At 62.6% G+C, this 20510-nt stretch carries 15 protein-coding genes and 1 pseudogene; 2 read left to right on the top strand and 14 right to left on the bottom strand.

The window, feature by feature from the left end; translation table 11 throughout:
* Window positions 1-30: 30 nt before the first annotated feature.
* The gene (tssB, locus tag PW947_RS10520; protein ID WP_299631443.1) at window positions 31-582 is read right to left on the bottom strand and encodes a type VI secretion system contractile sheath small subunit; all 552 of its coding nucleotides are present in this window, start codon (window positions 580-582) and stop codon (window positions 31-33) included.
* A 1782-nt stretch (window positions 583-2364) separates the two neighbouring features.
* Here tssB and PW947_RS10515 point away from each other — a divergent pair.
* Window positions 2365-2910 (top strand): ABC-type transport auxiliary lipoprotein family protein, encoded by a 546-nt coding sequence (locus tag PW947_RS10515; protein ID WP_299631442.1) that lies wholly within the window; start codon window positions 2365-2367, stop codon window positions 2908-2910.
* Window positions 2911-2997: 87 nt separating this feature from the next.
* Here the strand turns inward: PW947_RS10515 and PW947_RS10510 are convergent, their stop codons facing one another.
* The 13 genes and pseudogenes from PW947_RS10510 to PW947_RS10450 all read right to left on the bottom strand — a co-directional run bounded on the left by PW947_RS10510 (window position 2998) and on the right by PW947_RS10450 (window position 19962).
* On the bottom strand, window positions 2998-3351 hold the full coding sequence (locus PW947_RS10510) for an AraC family transcriptional regulator (protein WP_299631607.1): 354 nt from the start codon (window positions 3349-3351) through the stop codon (window positions 2998-3000).
* A 57-nt stretch (window positions 3352-3408) separates the two neighbouring features.
* Window positions 3409-4563 (bottom strand): FAD-binding oxidoreductase, encoded by a 1155-nt coding sequence (locus PW947_RS10505; protein ID WP_299631606.1) that lies wholly within the window; start codon window positions 4561-4563, stop codon window positions 3409-3411.
* 63 nt (window positions 4564-4626) lie between these two features.
* A pseudogene (locus tag PW947_RS10500) lies at window positions 4627-5988 on the bottom strand (FAD/NAD(P)-binding oxidoreductase); the annotation flags it as partial.
* Window positions 5970-6278 (bottom strand): (2Fe-2S)-binding protein, encoded by a 309-nt coding sequence (locus tag PW947_RS10495; RefSeq protein WP_299631440.1) that lies wholly within the window; start codon window positions 6276-6278, stop codon window positions 5970-5972. The pseudogene PW947_RS10500 and the gene PW947_RS10495, both read right to left, overlap by 19 nt.
* Window positions 6279-6318: 40 nt before the next feature.
* Window positions 6319-7596 (bottom strand): FAD-binding oxidoreductase, encoded by a 1278-nt coding sequence (locus tag PW947_RS10490; protein WP_299631438.1) that lies wholly within the window; start codon window positions 7594-7596, stop codon window positions 6319-6321.
* An 80-nt stretch (window positions 7597-7676) separates the two neighbouring features.
* On the bottom strand, window positions 7677-8345 hold the full coding sequence (locus tag PW947_RS10485; protein WP_299631604.1) for a haloacid dehalogenase type II: 669 nt from the start codon (window positions 8343-8345) through the stop codon (window positions 7677-7679).
* A gap of 351 nt (window positions 8346-8696) precedes the next feature.
* Window positions 8697-10184, bottom strand: coding sequence for an aldehyde dehydrogenase family protein (locus PW947_RS10480; RefSeq protein ID WP_299631603.1), 1488 nt, complete (start codon window positions 10182-10184; stop codon window positions 8697-8699).
* 45 nt (window positions 10185-10229) lie between these two features.
* Complete coding sequence (locus tag PW947_RS10475; protein WP_299631436.1) at window positions 10230-12245, bottom strand: hydantoinase B/oxoprolinase family protein; 2016 nt, start codon at window positions 12243-12245, stop codon at window positions 10230-10232.
* 18 nt (window positions 12246-12263) lie between these two features.
* Window positions 12264-14306, bottom strand: a complete 2043-nt coding sequence (locus PW947_RS10470) for a hydantoinase/oxoprolinase family protein (RefSeq protein WP_299631434.1) — start codon at window positions 14304-14306, stop codon at window positions 12264-12266.
* Between the two features lie 127 nt (window positions 14307-14433).
* Window positions 14434-16335, bottom strand: a complete 1902-nt coding sequence (locus PW947_RS10465) for an ABC transporter ATP-binding protein (RefSeq protein WP_299631432.1) — start codon at window positions 16333-16335, stop codon at window positions 14434-14436.
* The gene (locus PW947_RS10460) at window positions 16336-17304 is read right to left on the bottom strand and encodes an ABC transporter permease (RefSeq protein ID WP_299631602.1); all 969 of its coding nucleotides are present in this window, start codon (window positions 17302-17304) and stop codon (window positions 16336-16338) included.
* A gap of 41 nt (window positions 17305-17345) precedes the next feature.
* Window positions 17346-18299 carry an ABC transporter permease gene (locus tag PW947_RS10455; protein WP_299631430.1) on the bottom strand — a complete coding sequence of 318 codons (954 nt, stop codon included), beginning with the start codon at window positions 18297-18299 and terminating at the stop codon, window positions 17346-17348.
* An 85-nt stretch (window positions 18300-18384) separates the two neighbouring features.
* Complete coding sequence (locus PW947_RS10450) at window positions 18385-19962, bottom strand: ABC transporter substrate-binding protein (protein ID WP_299631428.1); 1578 nt, start codon at window positions 19960-19962, stop codon at window positions 18385-18387.
* On the opposite strand from PW947_RS10450, the gene PW947_RS10445 reads away from it, so the two are divergent.
* Entirely contained in the window at window positions 19961-20509 is a 549-nt protein-coding gene (locus PW947_RS10445) for a hypothetical protein (protein ID WP_299631427.1), read from the top strand. The genes PW947_RS10450 and PW947_RS10445 overlap by 2 nt on opposite strands.
* Window position 20510 lies beyond the last annotated feature (1 nt).

The raw sequence follows: 20510 nt of genomic DNA, 5'->3' as shown, positions 1-20510 counted from the left end.
GGTCGCATCAGCGACGCTGAAATGGGGCCGTCACTCGGACGGCGTGTCTTCCGTCGCGGGCGCTGCGTGCGCAGCCGGGGCCGCTGCGTCGCCGGCGTGCGCCTGACTTTGCAGCTTCTTCAGCTCTTCCGAACTCTGGACGATCTTCTCGAGCATCGAATCCAGCTCGTCGTTGCCGTCGAGCTTCGAGAGCAGGTCGCGCAGTTGCTGACGTGCTTCGAGCAGCTTCGCGAGACGCGGGATCTGACCCACGAGGCTTTCCGGATGGAAATCGGAAAACTGGTCGAACTTCAGTTCGACTTTCAGGTTGCCTTCGCCTTTCAGCGTATCCGGCACCGACAGGTCCAGACGCGGCTGGATCTTGCCCATGATTTCGTCGAAGTTGTCACGGTCGATATCGACGAAACGACGCTCCTTGAGCTTAGGCAACGGTTGAGCCGGTTGACCCGACAGGTCGGCCATCAGACCGACGACCATCGGCAATTCACGCTTTTCGATCGCGCCGCCGAGCTCGACGTCGTACGTGATCTGAACGCGAGGCGGACGATTACGGCCGACCCATTTCTGCAAACTATTCGACATGAACTTCCCCGAGATGAAGAGATCCCAAATTACATTTGAACAAGACAGCCGCCAGCGCGCGCCCGTGTGAACACGGATGCGGCCAAGTGCATTGGGGATTGGTTTTTTAACGCTGCGCAGGAGCGGTCACGTCCTGCAGACCGTGCCACGCGCAAGGGCCCCGGACAACGCCTCGCGGCTGGTCGGGTATACGCGGGACACCGCCAGTAAACCGACGACAACCCCCGTTGCGCATCGGCTTACGACAACCTGATCGTTCCGGAACCGTCGGACACCCCGATGGGTGTTCCGCCCGATTCCCGGGTACGGCTGCGCCCTTCCGGGCCGTTTTCTGTGCTGCGTAATGCGCGTGCTGCGGTACTGCTCTGGTCCTGTGTATTGCGACTACTTTTTGAATGTGCTAAGCCAAACTTACAACTTGTTACTAACGCTTCTGCCTGTTGTTTGAGCAGGCGACGCAATTCTAATGCGAAATCTTCGAAAAGGAAGAGATTATTTTTTTGTGAAAAACCTTAAGTTTTTTGAGCTTGAGTCGAGTGAAACGGAAATCGTCCCGCTCTGCCGAACAATGAGTTCGGTACTGCCGCGGCACGTGCGTTCGATTTTTTGCGAGTTCCGCGCCGGGTGGTTATTCATGCATCTGGAATCAGGAGTTACCCGTAGATTTATTCACGCACATTTTTCTGGCATCCGGTCAAAACGCCCGTGTGCTGGGCTTTTCGGGCCGGTTGGAATTTTTGTTAAGGTTTGGTTGGGTAATCGATTGTTTACTTGTCGATTATTTTTTGCAATCTATTGTCGAATCATATAATCTTGTTTTTATATATTCATCCAGAATAATATAATCTGAATCGCGATCTTTACCGCTATTTTTGTTTTCCAATTAATAATGCGGTCTGTTTTTATTTACCGAATATTTCCAGATCATTCGGCAGTTCATGCTTCCGAATCTGTTTTTAAATACCGGATATTATAGATGCCTCACGCACCACCCGATTTGTAATGTTTTAAAATGATAGTTGCCAGACTATGTAATGTTTGGTTATCGCATTTACATAGACCGTCAATGGCGGCGGAAAGCCTTTAACAATCAGCCACCTGCCGACGTTGCACGCGGGCGGTGCCGCTCGTCGCGTTGCGTCGACGGAGGGGCTTCTTCGTGCCGATGTCGCATCCAATCCAGTCGTCCGCCGGTTGGTCGGTATTGGCCAGAATCCTGTCCTGATTCGCCAGATTGCACTGCGCCGGCAAACAATCCATGTCGTTCTTTCCGATCGACAACACAAAGCGCCTACATTTTTCCGGACGCATCCTTGCGATTCGCCAGAGAGCGAGCCATTGAAATGTCAGGTTCCGACGAACGGCGGCGGATTCCGACAGGATTTTGTTTTTGAAATGCGCGCAAGCGCACGTTCGCAAGGATCGGGATGTGTTTAGTCACGCTTAGAAAACGGATGCGTGTGACGGTAGGTTTGGTGAACCGGTTTCGCGGCGCGCGTCCGATGTGGAACGCTTTATTACGCCCGGCGCAACGCGTTTGCTGATCGATGCGCGGCGTGCGTAGCCTCGCGTTCGGCACGGTGTTTTATTGATCGCGCGTGGGCTGCCCGCTGCGTTGCGGAACGTGTCGGGTTCGCGTCAATGGCGTGGAACGCGGGTGTCGAATGTTGTCAGGATGCAACCGTCGAGGTCGTCGCTTGACGGTATGAAAAGCGTGCTCGCCGGTTGCCGTATCAAGGCAAACGTTTGCGCATCGGAGACCGAATTAAATGGCACGCATGGATGAATGCCATCGTGCCTGAGACACCGCATGAGCCCGTGGCGATCGTCAACCGTTCGCCACGGTTTCGCCAAAAATTGCGCCCACTCGCAGCATCACCGCGACGCCACCGCCGCTTCGACCGCAGCCAGATACGCGGCCAGCGCACGCTCGACCTCTCGCAAATAACGGCCGGCAAACGCGCCCTACCGGTTCACTACCACACGCTGGTCGCACCGACTCAGCAGCGCGACCCCGCCGGCACGCACGCGCCGTTCGTGCTCGACGTATTGCCGGTGAGGGTGCCATCCCACCTCGATCAGACGACCATGGTGTTACGACGCGGCGACACCCGCGTCGATATCCTCGAGACAGAACGATGGGCGTCGCCGTCCGGCAGTGAGGTCAGAGCGGCGCTGTCGACGGAACAGACACGGCGGCTCGGCACGTATGACATCGCCGGACTGAGCGCGTCGTCGGACAGTGCCGTGGTCCGCGTGAAAGTGCCGAGGCGACGCTTCGATGCGTGGTCGGGAGAAGCAGTCCAGCTCGATGCCGACTGCGTTTGACCTTCCCCGATAGCAAGACGAAGCCGCTCACCTGCCGCGCGCGTGACCGGCCCGGCATGTCCGTGCCACCGCATCGATGAAAGCGCGCTAGTACGAGCCCGGTCGCATCAGGTAATCGCCGGGCGTCACACCGACGGTCCGTCTGAAGTGACGCCCGAGATGACTTTGATCGAAGAAGCCGACCTCCGTCGCCACCACCGACGGCGGCATCCCGTGACGCAGCAGTCGCTGCGCATGACGGATGCGCACGAGGCACACGTATTTATGCGGTGGAATTCCCGTTTCGAGCCGGAACAGCGTGGCGAAGCGCGACACGCTCAAGCCGGCGGTTGCAGCCAGCGTCGCGAGACTCACCGGTTGCGCAAAGTAGGTTTCGATAAACGCGACCGTTAGTTCGATTGCGCGCGATAACGTGCGTGGCGCGTCCGGCGTCCCACGCATCGCTGCGTCCGGATCAAGATCGTCGAGTCTGAGTGTCATGCGTGGCGTTCCGTGCGGCTACGCGGCCAGCGGCGTCGCGACGCTCGACGTCGCAAAACGCTGGATCGCGAAGGGTTCGATCGGCGTACTGGTCGCGCCCGTATCGATCAGTTCGGCCATCACGTCGCCGACACCCGGTCCTAACTGAAAGCCGTGACCGCAAAAGCCGAACGCGTAATACAGTCCATCGACCTTGCCGCTACGGCCCATGACCGGACGATCGTCAGGCATATAGCCTTCGACGCCGCTCCATACGCGAATGATGTTCAGCTTCGCGACGGCAGGCGCCACACGCGCAAGCTGCGTGAACTGCAATAACGTGCTCTCCGGCAGCACTTTCGCGCGTCGCGCGTCGAGATACGCCGGGCCGCGCGCGCATCCTCCGATCACGATATTGCCGCGCTCCACCTGACGGAAATACACGATCTCTTCGAGCAACGGCGACGACACGCCGACGACCGGCCGGATTGCATACGGCACCGGTTCAGTCACCGCCATCTGCGGACCGTGAATTGCGATCGGCACCGCTTCGCCGAATTGCGCACTCAACTGGCTGCCCCACGCACCGGCCGTGATCAACAGATTCGGCGCGCAGAATACGCGGCCATCGGTGCTGGTTGCGCGAAACAGATCGCCGTCTTTTTCGACGCTCGCGATCTCGGTGTTTTCTTCGATGCGCGCGCCCGCGCGAACCGCAGCGCGTCCAAACGCCGGCGCCGCGAGACGCGGATTCGCATGGCCATCCATCGTCGAATGCGACGCGGACAACACGTCCTTGCCGAGAAACGGAAACTTCGCGTGCATCGCGGCACCGCGATACAGATCGAGCTTCAGCCCATAGTGCGCCGCTTCACGCGCGTAGATTTCGAACGCGTCGTCCTGTTCCTGCCGGTAACACACGCGAATATGTCCCGACATCAAAAACTCGGCGCTATGGCCGATCAGTTCAGGCAACTTGCCCCAGATTTCGCGCGAACGGTTGGCCAGCGGCAATTGCGCCAGTAAGCGCCCTTGACGACGCACGTTGCCAAAGTTCGTGCCGCTCGCCTGCTGTCCGACCAGACCGCGCTCCAGCACCACTACCGAGCGGCCGCGCTGCCGCAGGAAAAACGCGGCTGCTGCGCCCATATAGCCGCCACCGACGATCACGACATCCGCATCTCTCCGGTTCATACGTCCTCCTGCGTCGTCGCGGCTTCGGTTTCCGCGACCTTTGTTTTGCGCCGCCGTGGCCGTCACCGTCGACATCGCGAACGGTTTGACGGGTGCCTGACCTCGCAAACGGCCCACCTGTTCGAGCGGTACGTGAGCCGCCGCTGCAATCACTTCCGCCGCCGCATGGCCGCAGTACCGGCCCTGACAACGCCCCATGCCGACACGGCTGAACGCTTTCGCGCGATTGGCCTCGCACGCGCCCTCGTCGTTGGTGACGCGACGCAGCTCACCCGCGCTGATGCCCTCGCAACGGCACACGATGGTGTCGTCGGACAGACGCGCGGCCTGTTGCGCGGGCCACGGGAACGCCTCGGCAAGACCTGCACGAAAGCGGTCCATCTTCGTCCGCTCACGGCTCAACGCTGCGACGCGCGACGCATCGACGCTGCGGCCCAGGTCCTGCAACACCGCCAACGCGGCCAATGCACCAGCCGCTTCCGCGCCGTCCGCGCCGAGCACGCGCACGCCGTCGCCGGCCAGATAGACGTTCTTCACGGAGCTACGACCCATCGCGTCGAGTTGCGGCAACCATTGGTGCGTCGGCGCATCGAATGCGAATGCGCAACCCGCCAGATCGGCAAGCTGCGTCTCCGGACGCAAGTGATAACCGAGCGCGACCGCATCGCATCCGATGCGCCCGACCGCGCCGCTCGAATCGCGATAACTGACGCCTTCGACACCGCGCAGATCGTCGCCGTGAATTTCCAGCGGCTCGATGCCGCTGACGATCTTGACGCCACCTTTCTTTAGCGACTTCACCAATGCCGCGCCCTTGCGCAATACGTCCGGCCGCGCGAGCAGCTTCGGCAATGCACGAAGCCGCTTGCCGAACGGCGACGTGTCGAGCACCGCCGCGACCTTCGCGCCCGCCGCCAGATACTGGCTCGCGACCAGGTAAAGCAACGGTCCCGAACCCATGAAAACCACCTCGCTGCCGATCGCACAGGCTTGCGATTTCAACGAGATCTGCGCTGCGCCGAGGCTATAAGTGCCGGCAAACTGCCAGCCTTTGACGGGCATCAGACGATCGGTTGCACCGGGGCAGAGGATCAACGCGTCGTACGCGTGATGCGACGCCACACCGTCGCGCGCGGTGTGGAGCTTGCCGCCCGAGACATTCCAGGCGAGCGTTTCCGGCAGATAGTCGGCCTGCGGGCGAAGCGATTCGAAGCTGTCGTGCAAACCCTTCGCGCGCGCCGCTTCGGTGCCGTACAGCTTGCTGTACGGCCGCCCGAACTGCTCCGGCTGACGGCGATAAATCTGGCCGCCATCGCGTCGCCCTTCATCGACGATCAGCGGACGAATGCCGGCCGCCACCAGCGTTTCGGCGCATCGCACGCCCGCAGGTCCAGCACCGACAACGATTACGCGAGGTTCGGCCATGACACCTCCGGTTGACGCGTGACGATATCCAGTGCTTCGCTAACAACGGTCGTGCACGCGCGCACGCGCTGACCGTCGGCGGTCCAGACCCAGCAGTCCTGGCACGCACCCATCATGCAGAATCCGGCGCGCGTTTCAGGACCGAACTCCGACTGGCGAACGTGATCGGTGTGACACAGCATCGCGACCAGCAGCGTGTCGCCCTCGAGACCCGCGATCACTTCGCCGTCGAGCCGGAACGACACGGCTCGACGCCCGGTTTCCGCGAGTCGGACGAATCTCGACTTCATGCGCATGACTCCTGTCGTACGACTGCACAAAATGCGTTCATCAATGCAGGATGTCCTGCATACGGTAATAGGCACCGACCAGCGGCAAGAACCACGCATGGCCGAAATGCCCCGGTATCGCGGGCCATTCGAGATCACGCCACGGATTCATCGCGGCCGCGCCGTACAGCACGTCGGCCATCACGCGACCCATATGGACCGACATCTGCACACCGTGTCCGCTATATCCCATCGAATAAAACAGGCCCTCATGCTTGCCGGCGCGCGGCAAGCGATCCGCCGTGATATCGACCAGTCCGCCCCAGCAGTAATCGAGGCGCACCTTCGCCAGTTCCGGGAAATAACTCGCCATGCCCGCGCGCAGAACCTCACCGCTTTTTTCGTCGGAAGTCGGACTGGACATCGCAAAACGCGCGCGTCCGCCGAACAGCAAACGGTCATCCGGCGTCACCCTGAAATAGTTGCCGATATGCCGCGTGGTCACATATGCGCGGCGCGTCGGGAACAGACGGTCGAGCTGCTCTTTCGGCAACGGCTCGGTGACGACGATAAAACTGCCGACCGGCGCAATCCGTCGGCGGAACCATTGGAACGGTCCGAGCTGCGACGCACCGGTCGCGACCAGCACGCGGTCCGCGCGAATCGTGCCGCGCGCCGACGTGATTTCGTAGCGCTCGCCATCGAGTTGGGTCAGTTGCGTGACGGCCGCGTGTTCGAAAATCCGCGCGCCGGCACCGACCGCCGCCCGGGCGAGTCCGACACCGAACTTGCCCATATGCATCTGCGCGCCGTTACGCTGCACGAGCCCGCCGAAGAAACCGTCGGAGCCGATTTCGTCACGAATCCGGTCGGGCGTGATCAGCTCGATATCCTGATCCACCTCGCGATGCAGCACTTCATAGGTCTTTTCGAGCCCCGCGAAGTGTTGCGGCTTCGCCGCCAGTTTGAGCTTGCCGGTCCGCACGAAATCGCAGTCGATGCCGTGTGTGGTGACGACGGATTCGACCGTCGCGACCGCACTTTCGTACGCGCGGTAAAACGCCTTCGCTTGCGGCGCGCCGATCTTTGCCGCCAGCGACGCGTAATCGTGCGCGAGACCGGTATTGCATTGACCACCGTTGCGTCCCGACGCTTCGCTCGCCACCTGACCGGCTTCGAGCACGACCACCTGCACGCCGCGCGACGCCAGTTCGAGCGCCGCCGACAGGCCCGTAAAGCCGCCGCCGATCACGACCACATCGGCGCGCCCTTCCACCGGCCCTTCACAGCCATCGCGGAAGGCGGGCCGTGTGCCCAGCCAGTACGATTCGAGCTTCATCAGATCCTTTCTGCAAGAGTCACGTTGATGCGGCAAGCACGACGCAGCGAATGGCAGCCTGTCCGCGCAGACCGGCAGACTTACAGACCGACGACGCCGGGCAGCCCGCCGATGTCCTTGATCTCGGTGTAGTTGTAGTACGGCGTCGACGGCTCGTGACCGCGCGAGACGAACACCTTGTTCTTGATGCCGATATCGTGCGCCGACATCAGGTCGTAACGCAGGCTCGACGAGACGTGCAGAATCTCTTCCGGACCGCAGCCGAGGTTGTCCAGCATATATTCGAACGCCTGCAGACGCGGCTTGTACGCCTGCGCCATCTGCGCGGTGAACACGCGGTGGAACGGCGCGCCGAGCTTGTCGACGTTGCTCTGGATCTGATCGTTCGACGCGTTCGACAGAATCACCAGCGGAATTTCCTTCGCCACTTTCGCGAGACCTTCCGGCACGTCCGCATGCGGACCCCAGGTCGGCACGGCATCGTAGAATTTCTGTGCTTCGGCGTCGTTGTATTCGATGTTCCAGCGCTTCAGCGTGCGGCGTACCGAGTTCTTCACGACGTCCTGATACGGCTTCCATGCGCCAAGCACTTCGTCCAGACGATACGCGGCGAAGTCCTGGACGAACTGTTCCATCTGATCGGCGGGGACGCGATCGGCAAACAGATCGCGCGCCAGATCGCCCATCCGGAAACGCGTCAGCGTGCCGTAACAGTCGAAAGTAATGTATTTGGGCTTGAAGCGGGTCATCATGTCTTTATCCTGTAGTCAACGAGGAGCGAGCGGGCCTGCAAACCGGCGCGGTATCGAGTTGCGCAACCGCGTCTGCTGAGATGAATTAAATCACCTTAAAAAAACCGGATTGCCTTGTATTGGCGCGCCCACGGCACAGAATCCACCGTTTTTTGCACGTCGCGCAGCAGAACATGCGGCGCGTTTTCAGCGGCTTTCCGGCTGCGTTTTGAAGGCTGAAAAAGCACACGGCCGCGTCTGCGATGACGCGGCCGTGCGGGCTGGAACGGCATGGCTGGCCGCTCTGTATCGGAGATGGGTGTGCGATGCGCGATGAATGGTCGTGTTATGCGCCGTGTTATGGACCGCTTATGCGCCGTCGGTGATGTCGATCAGCACGCTCTTGAAACGTAGATTCGCCTCGTAGGCCGCGCGCCCCAGATCCTTGCCGATGCCCGAGCTTTTGTAGCCGCCGGTCGGGATCACGAAGTCGGCGGTCCGGCCGTAGCGGTTGATCCACACGGTGCCCGCTTCGATCCCGCGCATCATCCGCAACGCACGGCTCAGGTCCGCGGTGTGAACGCCTGCCGCGAGTCCGTACTTTTCGTGCGACGCGAGCGCGAGCGCTTCGTCTTCGTCGTCGAAGGTCTGGACGGTCAGCACAGGGCCGAAAATCTCTTCGCGAACAGCTTCGGACGACGGCGTCACGCCGGTCAGGATGGTCGGCATGTAGAACGCGCCGTGGTGTTCGCCGCCCAGCGCGATGCGCTCGCCGCCGGTCGCCGCTTGCGCGCCGCTTTCGAGCGTGCGCCTGACGATGCCGTCGATGCGTTGCAGTTGCGGCATCGAGATGATCGGCGGCAAGGTGGTGCCCGCCGCCCACGTCGCGCCCGGTTTCAGCGCGGCAAACGCGGTCGAAATGCCATCGATCAATCGCGCCGCCGCGCCACGCTCGACGATCAGCCGCGAACCCGCCACGCAGACTTGCCCCGCGTTGCCCGCGATGGCGGCCGCCACCCGACGCGCGACACGGTCGAGATCGGGCGCATCCGCGAATACCAGTTGCGGGCTTTTCCCGCCCAGTTCCAGCGTCACGGGTTTCGTGCCGGTCTGCGCGCACGCGGTCATGATCGCGGCACCGGTTTGACTGGAGCCGGTGAATGTCACCTTCGAGATTTTCGGGTGGCGGCACAATGCGTCGCCGGTCGTGCGTCCGTCACCTTGTACGACATTGAAGATGCCGGGCGGCATGCCCGCCTGGATCGCCAGCTCCGCCAGCCGCAGCACCGAAAACGGCGTCATTTCCGACGGTTTGAGTACGACTGCATTACCTGCCGCCAATGCCGGGGCAACCTTCCACGATGCCATCACCAATGGAAAATTCCACGGTGCGATCGCAGCGATCACGCCATACGGCTCAGCGACAGTCATGCCCAGATGATCGGGCCGGGTCGCGGCTACTTCGCCGCCGATCCGGTCCGCGTACTCGCTATAAAAACGGATGCCTTCCGCAGTGAACGGCACGTCCCAACGCGCGGCGTCGGCGATAGGACGTGTCGAGCCGAGCGCTTCGAGCGGCGCCAGCGTCTCGACGTCGGCTTCGATCAGTTCGGCCCAGCGACGCATCACCCGCGCCCGTTCGCGCGGCGCACGACGCGCCCAGTCGCTGGTCTTGAACGCGCGCCACGCATCCTCCACCGCCTGATCGACCAGCGACGCGTCAGCCACCGGCAGCGACGCGTAAATCACGCCGTCCGATGGCCGCGCAACGTCGATGACGCCCGCGCCGTCCAGATACCGTCCACCGATGAAATGCGCACTGCGCACGCTCACGTGAGAAGGGTCGAAGCTGTTGATCATGGTCGTCTCAAAGGGCAAGGGTTGAAAATGGACGGGGTCGCGTCACGCCGCTGCGTTCAACTGCGGATAAGCGGCGACCAGCTCCGCGAACAACGCATGCACGATCTCCGCGCGGCCGTCCGCGAATGGCTGCGGATCGTCCGCGATGCGCGCGTCCAGTGCATCGAAAATCCGGTGTTTCAGGAAATAACGCCATTGCACGGGCACGCCCGCGAGCAGGCTCGTCAACGCGGCATATCGCTCGCGGGTCCACTTCGCCTCGAACGCCTCGCGATACGGCCCGAACGAGAACGCGGGCGCGTCGATACCGGCGAGCCGGGTTCGCGCTTCGTCACGCAGACGTCCGGTCTGCGCGTCGTCGAGCGTCAGCTCATCGCCTTGCAGCGAGACGCCGTACACGTCGCGCGCTTCTTCCACCGTCACGTAACCACGCAATACGTCCTCACGCACCTTCGCCGCGTCGCGGTCGATCGGCCGGCCATATCCGCCCGCGCCCGCACCGACGAGGCGAATCACGTCGCCGGGAATGCAGACGACGAGATCGTTGTTATCGAGTTCCTCGGCGTTGGGCATCCCGGGATTGCGCGTAAAGCGCGCGTTCGCACCGGCATGACCGCCGCGCACGCCCCACGATGCAAAACGCGTGCGGTCGCGATTGCGCGCCGTCACCAGGGTATTCGGCGAAAACACCTTGAACTCCATCACCAGACCCTGTCCGCCGCGATACTGACCCGCGCCGCCCGAACCCGGCGCAACGCCATAGCGGGTGATGCGGATCGGCACTTCGGCTTCGTTGATTTCGACCGGCGTATTGCGCAGAAACGCATTGTTCGCGCCGGAACCGTCCTCGCCGTCATCCGACGGACTGCCGCCCGCGCCGCCACCGATCGGGCCGATCGACGCCATCACGGTCGCGCCCTCCGCGTTCATCGTCTTGACGCTCAGGATGGACAGACCACCGGCCGGACACGCGGCCAGGCGGTCGGGCACCGCTTGCGAAAAAGCACCGAACGTCAGCAAATGCAGCAGCTTGCAGGTCAGACTGCGCATGCCGACCGCAGCCGGTTTGACGGCATTGACGACCGTGCCTTCCGGCAAGATGCACCGCGCCACACGCAACATCCCGGTGTTCAGCAGAATGTCCGGATTCAGCGTGTACAGCACATAGACGAGACCGACCAGCGCGAGTGCATGCCGTTCGCGTCCGCCGGTCGGAATGTTCAGCGACGACTGCAATTGCGGATCGCTGCCGGTGTAATCCATCTCGACCGAGCCGTCCTTGATGCGAACCGTCAGCGCGACGCGCATCGGCTTGCCGCGTACCGAGTCTTCGTCCGCATATTCGGCGAAGAAGTACTCGCCTTCCGGAATGCTGCGCAACACCGTGCGCGCCTGTTCTTCCGAATAATCGAGCAACGCGCCCATGCCCGCCTTGAAACCGTCGATGCCGAAGCGCTCGATGATTTCCAGCACACGCCGCTCGCCGGTGTGCAACGACGCCAGTTGCGCGTTGAAGTCGCCGATGTTCTGATCGGGCACGCGCACGTTGGTCGCCATGATCTTCAGGATCGCGTCGTCGACCACGCCCGCCTTGACGATCTTGCACGGCGGGAAGCGAATGCCTTCCTGCTCGATCTCGGTGAGCGTGCGCGACAGCGACGCAGGGACCGCGCCGCCCATGTCGGTGTTATGAATGTGCCCGCCGACGAAACAGACAATCTCGTCCTGATGGAAGACCGGTTTCCAGATCAGGATGTCCGGCGTATGCGTGGCGACGAAACCGCTGTACGCGTCGTTGGTCATGCACACGTCGCCGGGTTCGTAGTGATCGATCATCGCGATCACGGGGCTGTAATCCAGCCCGACGTACCACGTCGCGCCGAGCGTTTTCGGCGACGCGAACGTGAGTCCTTCCGGCGTCATGATCGCGCACGAGAAGTCTTCGGTTTCCTTCACGAAGGTGGAATGCGCGGTGCGCACCAGCGTGTACGCCATGCTCTCCGCTGCGGCCACGCAATAGTTCGCGAAAATCTGCAACACTGCCTTGTCGAATTGCATTGCGATGCTCCGTGCGAATCAGTTGATGTGCGTGAACACGAGGTTGCCGTAAGCGTCGACGCGACCGCGATAATGCGGCAGCACGCTGGTCGTGCAATCGTCCTGTGCGATCACGGCCGGGCCGTCGAGTTGCTGCCCCGCTTTCAGTGCCGAGCGGTGATACAGCGCGGCATCGTGGAATTCGCCGTCCATGAAAACGCGGATCGTGCCGGTGGGAACGGGCGGCTGCGCGCTGGCTTCGACCATTTGCAACGCGGGCTTCGGCGTCGCGGCGGTGATCACGAGACGTAGCGCGACGACCTGAATTTTTGCGGACGCGTCGCGATGACCGTACAGCCGTTCGTGCTCGCGATGAAACGCCTCCTTGAGCGGCGTCAGGTCGTCGCCGGTCAGCCAGTCGAAGTGCAGCGGCGTGTCGATTTCGAACGACTGGCCCTTGTAGCGCATGTCCGCTGAAATCGCGACCGTGGCGCTCGATGCGTCGCCGATCTGGCCGGTCATCCATTCTTGCGCGGCATGGTCGAGCGCGCGCACATCGTCGCCGAGGGTCGCCAGCGACGCCGCGTCGAGGTCGTAATACGTGGTCTTGACGAAGTCGTTGCGCGTATCCGCGATCAGACCGCCGAGCGCGCTCAACACGCCGGGCGCCATCGGCACCAGGATTTCTTCCATGCCGATCGCGCGCGCGAAGTAGCACGCGAGCATCGGGCCCGCGCCGCCGAACGGTAGCAGCGAGAAGGTACGCGGATCGATGCCGAAGCGCGACACGATCCGGCTGACGCCTGCGTACATCCCCGACACGGCGACGTTGACGATTGCTTCGGCGGTTTTGTAGACGTCCGAGCCCAGCCGGTGCGCGAGGACTTCGAGCGCGCGATGCGCGGCGTCGTGATCCACCTTCACCGAGTTATAGCCGAGGCTCGCATTGCCGATCACGCCGAGCACGACGAATGCGTCGGTGATGGTGGCGCGCGTGCCGCCGCGTCCGTAGCAGACCGGGCCGGGATTCGAACCGGCGCTTTCCGGGCCGACTTTCAACACGCCGAAGTCGTCCAGCCACGCAATCGAGCCGCCGCCGTCACCAATCGACGACACCGACACCGACGGGATATGAATCTGGAAATCGCCGATATATTCGCCGCTCGCGTATTGCGGCTCGCCGTCGACGATCAGCGCGACGTCGGCTGTCGTGCCGCCGATATCGAGGCTCATGCACCGCTTCAGACCACTTTGTCGCGCGACATACGCAGCGCCGATCACACCGGACGCCGTGCCTGACAGAATCATCTGCACGCAGTTGGTTTTGCCTGCTTCGGCGCTCATCACACCGCCGTTCGACTTCGTGACTTTCATATCGGCGGTGATGCCGGTCTCGATCAGCGCGCGTTGCAACGACGTCAGATAGTGTGAGACTTTCGGCTGCACGTAGCCGCCGATCACCGCCGTGGACGTGCGTTCGTATTCGCGGATGATCGGCCATACGTCGCTCGAACACGACACGAACAGACCCGGCATCGCCGCTTCGATGATCGCCTTGACCTGATGCTCGTGGGCGCTGTTGCGATACGCATGCAGCAACGATACGACCACGCCCTCGCAGCCCGCACGCCGCAGCGCGTCGCATGCTTTCAGCACGCTCGCCTCGTCCACCGGGGTTTCGACCGTGCCGTCCGCCGTCATCCGCTCCACCACGCCGAATACGCGTTCGCGCGGCACCAGCGGCACCGGCCGCTTCGACAGCAGGTTGTACATGTCGGGGCCTTTCAGACGCGCAATATCCAGCACGTCCTCGAAGTGGCGCGTCGTGATCAGACCGAGTCGCAAGCCTTTGCGCTGCACGACCGCATTGACGCCGACGGTCGTGCCGTGGGTGAAGTAGTCGACGTCGCGAGGCGCGATACCGTAGCGTTCGCCGAGTTGCTCCATCCCCCGCAGCACTTCGCTGCCGGGGCTGTCGGGCCGGGAAAACACCTTCAGTGTTTTCAGCTCGCCCGTGGCGTCGTTCAGTACGGCAAAATCGGCAAACGAGCCGCCGATATCCACCCCTATTCTCATGCCCATGAAAAGTCCTTTGACGTTAGTCCAGAAAGGCTGAACGAGCGCCCTCCTCCGGACGACCGGAAACACGACGCCGAGGTTTCGCTCGGGCGCCTGCGCAAATTCGACGGTTAGACTGCGTGAGGCGGCGCTACAGGCGGACCGCCAGCGGTTCGGTTTCGAGCGGAAGCTGGAAGCTCAGCAAATCCGCTTCGCTGCGATGGCACAACACCTGCGCGCCGTTTTCGAGCGTGCGGATCGACGGCGCCGCCTGGTTGCACACGCCGTCGATGCGCATCGCGCAACGGTCGAGGAATGTGCACAACTCGGGGTTATCGGCGGACGGCCCGATCGGCGACAAGGTCTGATGACAGCGTTCGCCCGCTTCGGCAAGCCAGCCCGGGCGCAACTCGGGCGCGGACGACACCAGCAGATGCGAATACGGATGGAACGGCGGTGCGCACAACGCTTCCCGATTGCCGGTTTCGACGCGATGCCCCGCGTACAGCACGACGATGTCGTCGCTGATTGCGCGGACTTTCGCGATATCGTGCGTGATGAATACGTACGACACGCCTAGCTTGCGTTGCAAGTCGCGCAGCAGATCGAGAATCGCCGCGCCGACGACCGTATCGAGCGCCGACGTGACTTCGTCGCACAAAATCATGTCAGGCTCGGCGGCAAGCGCGCGCGCAAGATTGACCCGCTGTTTCTGGCCGCCCGACAGTTCCGCCGTCGAACGCGATGCAACCGACGCCGGCAGTTTCACCAGTTCCAGCAGTTCCGCGACACGCGCGCGGGCTTTGGCGCCTTTGATGCCGTGATAAAACGCCAACGGTCGCGCGAGCGTGCGCTCGACCGTGTGCACCGGATTGAGCGCGGTATCCGCGTTCTGAAACACGATCTGGATACGGCGAAACTGTTCTTTCGTGCGTTTGTTCAGGTCGCCGGCCAGCGGCTCGCCATCCAGCAACAGACTGCCGCCCGACGACGGCACGAGACCCGCGATCACCTTCGCGAGCGTCGTCTTGCCCGACCCGGATTCACCGATCACCCCCACGGTCTGGCCACGTCCGATACGCAGATCGACGTCGTTCAGGATGATCTTCGCGGGCCATCCTTTTGCATCTTTGCGCCCATACCCGGCCACGACGCGACGCACTTCGAGCAGCGGAACATCCGACGAACGCCTGGCCTGCGGCGACTGGCCGGACAGCGGCGCGGGCTGGTCGGTCCGGCATGCAACGCTATCGGGCGTGACGGCGGCGATCAGGCTTTGTGTGTAAGGATGGGTCGGCGCATGCAGAATCTGCGCCGTTTCGCCGGCTTCGCGAACCTGTCCGTCGCTCAGCACGAGAATCCGGTCGGCCATCTGCGCGACGACCGCCAGATCGTGCGACACGTACACGGCGGTCATGCCGAATTCCTGGATCACGCGCTTGAAAGCGAGCAATACGTCGATCTGCGTCGTCACGTCGAGCGCGGTGGTCGGCTCGTCGAGAATCACCAGTTCGGGATCGGTGATCAACGCCATTGCGGCCATCAGACGTTGCAATTGGCCGCCCGATACCTGATGCGGATAACGCTTGCCGATCGTGTCCGGTTCCGGCAACGCGAGTGCGCGGAACAGCTCGAGCGCTTTCGCTTGCGCAGCGGCTTTCGACAGCGTGCCGTGAATCAGCGCGCTTTCGATCACCTGATCGAGAATCGTGCGCGACGGATTGAACGCAGCCGCCGCGCTTTGCGCAATATAGGCGACCTTGCGACCGCGCAGCGAAGCGAGTCCTTTTGCCGACAGCGACCGCACGTCGGTCCCGCCGACGTGGATCGTGCCGCCGGAAATCCGGCAACCGCTGCGCGCATGACCCATCAGCGACAGCGCGATCGTCGTCTTGCCCGAGCCGGATTCGCCGATCAGCGCAAGCACTTCGCCGCGCGCGACGTCGAAATCCACGTCATGAACGATGGTGGTGTCCGGTTCGCCCGGACGGCTGCCGATCACGCGCAAGCCGCGGACTTCGACCAGGTTGCTACCAGGTTGAGCGCTGTTCATTCAATGACCTCCAACGGCACGAGCCGACGTTTTGCGGCGGCCGCGATGCGGCAAACCGTCGATCAGCAGATTGACGCCGACCGTCAGGATCGCGATCGCCAGCGCCGGCATGATGACGACCGGTGCGCCGTCGCCGAGACCGCTGATGTTTTCGCGAACCAGCGAGCCGAGATCGGCAAACGGCGGTTGCACGCCGAGACCGAGGAAGCTCAGGCCGCTCAGTAGCAACACGACGAAGGTGAAACGCAAGCCCGTGTCGGTCAGCATCGGATGGAGCATGTTGGGCAGCATTTCGACGCACGCGATATAGATCGAGCTTTCACCGCGCGCGCGCGCCACCTGCACGTATTCGAGCTGGCTGATATTGACCGCGAGCGAGCGTGCGATCCGGTACGAGCCAGGCATATAGCTGATGGCCGCTGTCAGGATCAGAAGGGTCAGCGACGAGCCGAACGCGGCGACGATCATCAGCGCGAACATCTTCGATGGAATCGACGTGACCGCGTCGAGCAGACGGCTCATCGTTTCATCGACCGCGCGGCCGGCGACTGCGGCGAGCAGCCCGAGTGTCGTGCCGGTCACCGCTGCGAGCAGCGCCGACGCCAGCGACAACAGCACCGTCAGCCGCGTGCCGTAGATGATCCGGCTCAGCATGTCCCGGCCAAGATAGTCGGAGCCGAGCGGCAGCTTCGCACTGAACGGCGAAAACACGTCCGGCGTCAGGATCGTGCCGACCTGATGCGGTGCGATCCACGGCGCGAAAACCGCCACGAACAGCGCGACGCTGACCATGCCTAAGCCGATCCAGCCACCTTTCGACAAGCCCATCCGCGAAGCCAGCGAACGGCGTTTACGACGTGGCGCGGCGGGCGGCAGCGGGGTGCCGCCGAACGGTTGCGACGGCGGCGGCGGACGATCCGCGCCAGGCGGCAGCGCACTGCTGCGTTGAACCAGGTCGGCGTTGTGCATCGGCGGCACCTCTTTGGGGTTCGGGTACGGACGGTCCGGGCTCATGTGCGCAACCTCGGATTCGAGATGATCGCGCACAGGTCGGCGAGCAGCACCAGCAGCAGATAGCCGAGACAGAACAGCAGCGTGCACGCCTGGACCAGCGGGAAGTCGCGGTTGGCGACCGCGTCCACCATCAGACGCGCAAGCCCCGGATAATTGAAGATCGTCTCGACGACGATCACGCCGCCCAGCAGATACGACAGACTCAGCGCAATCGCATTCGCGATCGGGCCGATCGCGTTCGGCAGCGCGTGGCGAAGCACCACCCGCGCCGGGCTCGCGCCTTTCAGTATCGCCATTTCGACGTAGGACGAGCCGAGTTGTTCGATCACCGCGGCGCGCGTCATCCGTGCCATCTGCGCGATCACGACCGCACACAGTGTCAGCACCGGCATCGCGTACGCCCGCAGAAACTGATCGAAGGTGTCGATTTCGCCGCTGTACGACAGTGCGGACAGCCAGTGCAGCTTCACCGCCAGCACCAGCACGGCAACCGTCGCGATCAGGAATTCGGGCGTCGCGACCAGCGACAGCGTGCCGAGACTGACGATCCGGTCAACCAGCGAATCGCGCTTCACGGCGGCCAGAATCCCGCACGACACCGCGATCGGCACTGATACCGCCGTCGTGATCGCAGCGAGCGTTAGCGAGTTCGGCAGGCGTCCTTCGATCAACTCGGACACCGGCATATTGTTCGACAGCGACAGGCCGAAGTTGCCATGCACCAGACCGATGAGCCAGTTCAGATAGCGCAGGTAAGCCGGTTGATCGAGACCGAACTGCAAACGCAGCGCGGCCACCGTTTCCGGCGTCGCCGACTGGCCGAGCGCTGCCTGCGCGGCGTCGCCGGGCAACAGGTTGGTGATCGTGAAAATGATGATCGAGACGATCAGCAGCGTCAGCGCGGTCACAGCGACGCGCCGGCCTATCAGTTCGACTATGTTCTGGTTCATCGTCCAGATCTCCTGAAAGTGACATCCGCATGAACGGCGCGTGGGGACGCGCGCCGCTCATGCGGGTTGCTTCAACTGCGTACTGTCAGGCGTTCCACCACACGTGCTCGGCAAACGAGAAGCCCATCATCGCGCCGCTGGGAATCGAGCCGAAACCTTGCAGACGCTTGTCGCTTGCATCGATCAGGCTGATGAACGACGGAATGCCGATCCCGCCCTGCTCCGAAACGATCACCTGCATGTCGCCGTACATCTGCTTGCGCTTCGCGTCGTCGGTTTCCGAGCGGGCGGCCAGCAGCAGCTGATCGAACTTCGGATTGTTCCAGCCCGACTCGTTCCAAGCCGCATCCGACTTGAAGAACTGCGTGAACAGCACGTCGGCGCTGGAGCGCGGGTTGACACTGCCGAACCCGAGCGGATGCTTCATCCAGTGATTCGACCAGTAGCCGTCGGCAGGCACGCGATTCACCGTGATGTTCATGCCGATCTTCGCGCCGGTCTGCTGCATCAGTTCGGCGATTTCGACCGAACCGTTCGCATCCGGCGTGGCGTAGATCGGCGGCAGCGTCGTGCCGATCGCGCCGGCCTTCTGGAAGTAGAACTTGGCCTTGTCCAGATCGACCTTGCGTTGCGGCAGCGACGCGTTGAAGTAACGATGGCCCGGCGGAATCGGCTGATCGTTGCCGATCACAGCATAGCCCCGGAACACGGCCGTGCGGATCTGCTCGCGATCGAACAGATACTTCATACCGTTGACGAAATCCGGATTGCCGACCAGCGGATTATCGCGACGCATGATCAGGTCGGTATACAGGCCCGACTTGGTTTCGAGCACCGCATAACCCGGCGTCGATGCGATGCGCTGCGTCGAACGCGGATCGACCGAGTTGATCAGGTGCACGTCGCCCGAGAGCAGCGCGTTCACACGCGCGGCGTTGTCGCTGATGCCGATCAGTTCGATCTGGTCCAGATACGGCATGCCCGGCTTCCAGTAGCTGTCGTTGCGCACGCCTACCGTGCTGACGCCCGGCTTGAACGTCTTGACCTTGTACGGGCCGGTGCCGATGCCGGCGTTGAAATCGGTGGTGCCGTCCTTGACGATCACGAATTGCGGCGTCGCGAGAATCACCGGGAGATCGGCGTTGGCCGACGCGAGCGTCAGCGTCACTTCGTTCGGTCCAGTGGCCTTCACATCGACGAACTGGTCGGCCAGCGACTTCACCTTCGACGCAGTCGCCGGGTTCTTGTGACGCGACAGCGAGTAGACGACGTCGGCCGGTGCGAGCGCCTTGCCGTCGTGGAACGTGACGCCCTTGCGCAGCTTGATGACCCAGGTTTTTGCGTCGGTGGTGTCGAGCGCTTCCGCGATATTCATCTGCGGCGTGAGACTGGCGTCGAGTTGCGTCAGGCCGCTATAGAACATGAAGAAGCGGATGTAGTCGCAGCCAGCCGAACCCTTCGCCGGGTCCATCGTATCGGCCGTCGAGCCGGCGTCGTACGCGACCCGGATCTTGCCGCCCTTCTTCGGCGCGGGCGCGCCGAATGCCGAACGCGCTCCGCCCAGCAGTCCGCCTGCGCCAGTTGCCAGCATGCTTCCCGCAGCCATCACACGCATCATGTCGCGGCGGCTGAAACCACCATTTTTGATTTCGTCGTCGTTCATGCGAACTGCTCCTAACAATGAGAAGGTTGATTCTGCTTATCCGGCTTTGGTGTGGTGCGGTTGCGGTGTTGCGCGGCCTTTGCAGGTGCTGCCTGCCGGTGGTGCCCGTCAGGCGACAACCCGGGTGATCACTGCCCTGAGACGATTTAAGCACCCCAAAAAACTGCCGGTTATCGCGATCGGGCGGTCCCGACCATTCGAATCGGCCGTTTTGGGTGGCCTGCACAGCACGATTTGCGGTGCCGCTTGCGACGCTATCGCTGCGTGCCTTACTGCGCGGGGGCAGCGGCTGCATCGCGACACAGTGGCGAGCAACGCGGCGGACAACGCTGCAACCGACAGAAATCGTAAAGTCACACGACTGATATATGCCGCCGACAAAAATGCCGATTCAGCACATTCGACGCGTTCCGATGCGCCCGACCGCGTGTTTTGCATCGAGTTGCATCGAAAGAGGGCGTGGCCGCCCGAGATAGAAAGATCGTCCTATCAAGCCTGCAGCCAAAATGCGAAAGTCGGAGGCAAGTGTGACGTCATCAAGGAGTGAG

Source organism: Paraburkholderia sp. (assembly GCF_028283785.1).
In the GTDB taxonomy this organism is placed as follows: domain Bacteria; phylum Pseudomonadota; class Gammaproteobacteria; order Burkholderiales; family Burkholderiaceae; genus Paraburkholderia.
Note: the sequence above shows the minus strand (reverse complement) of the source record. Positions and strands in the feature narration are given on the sequence as shown.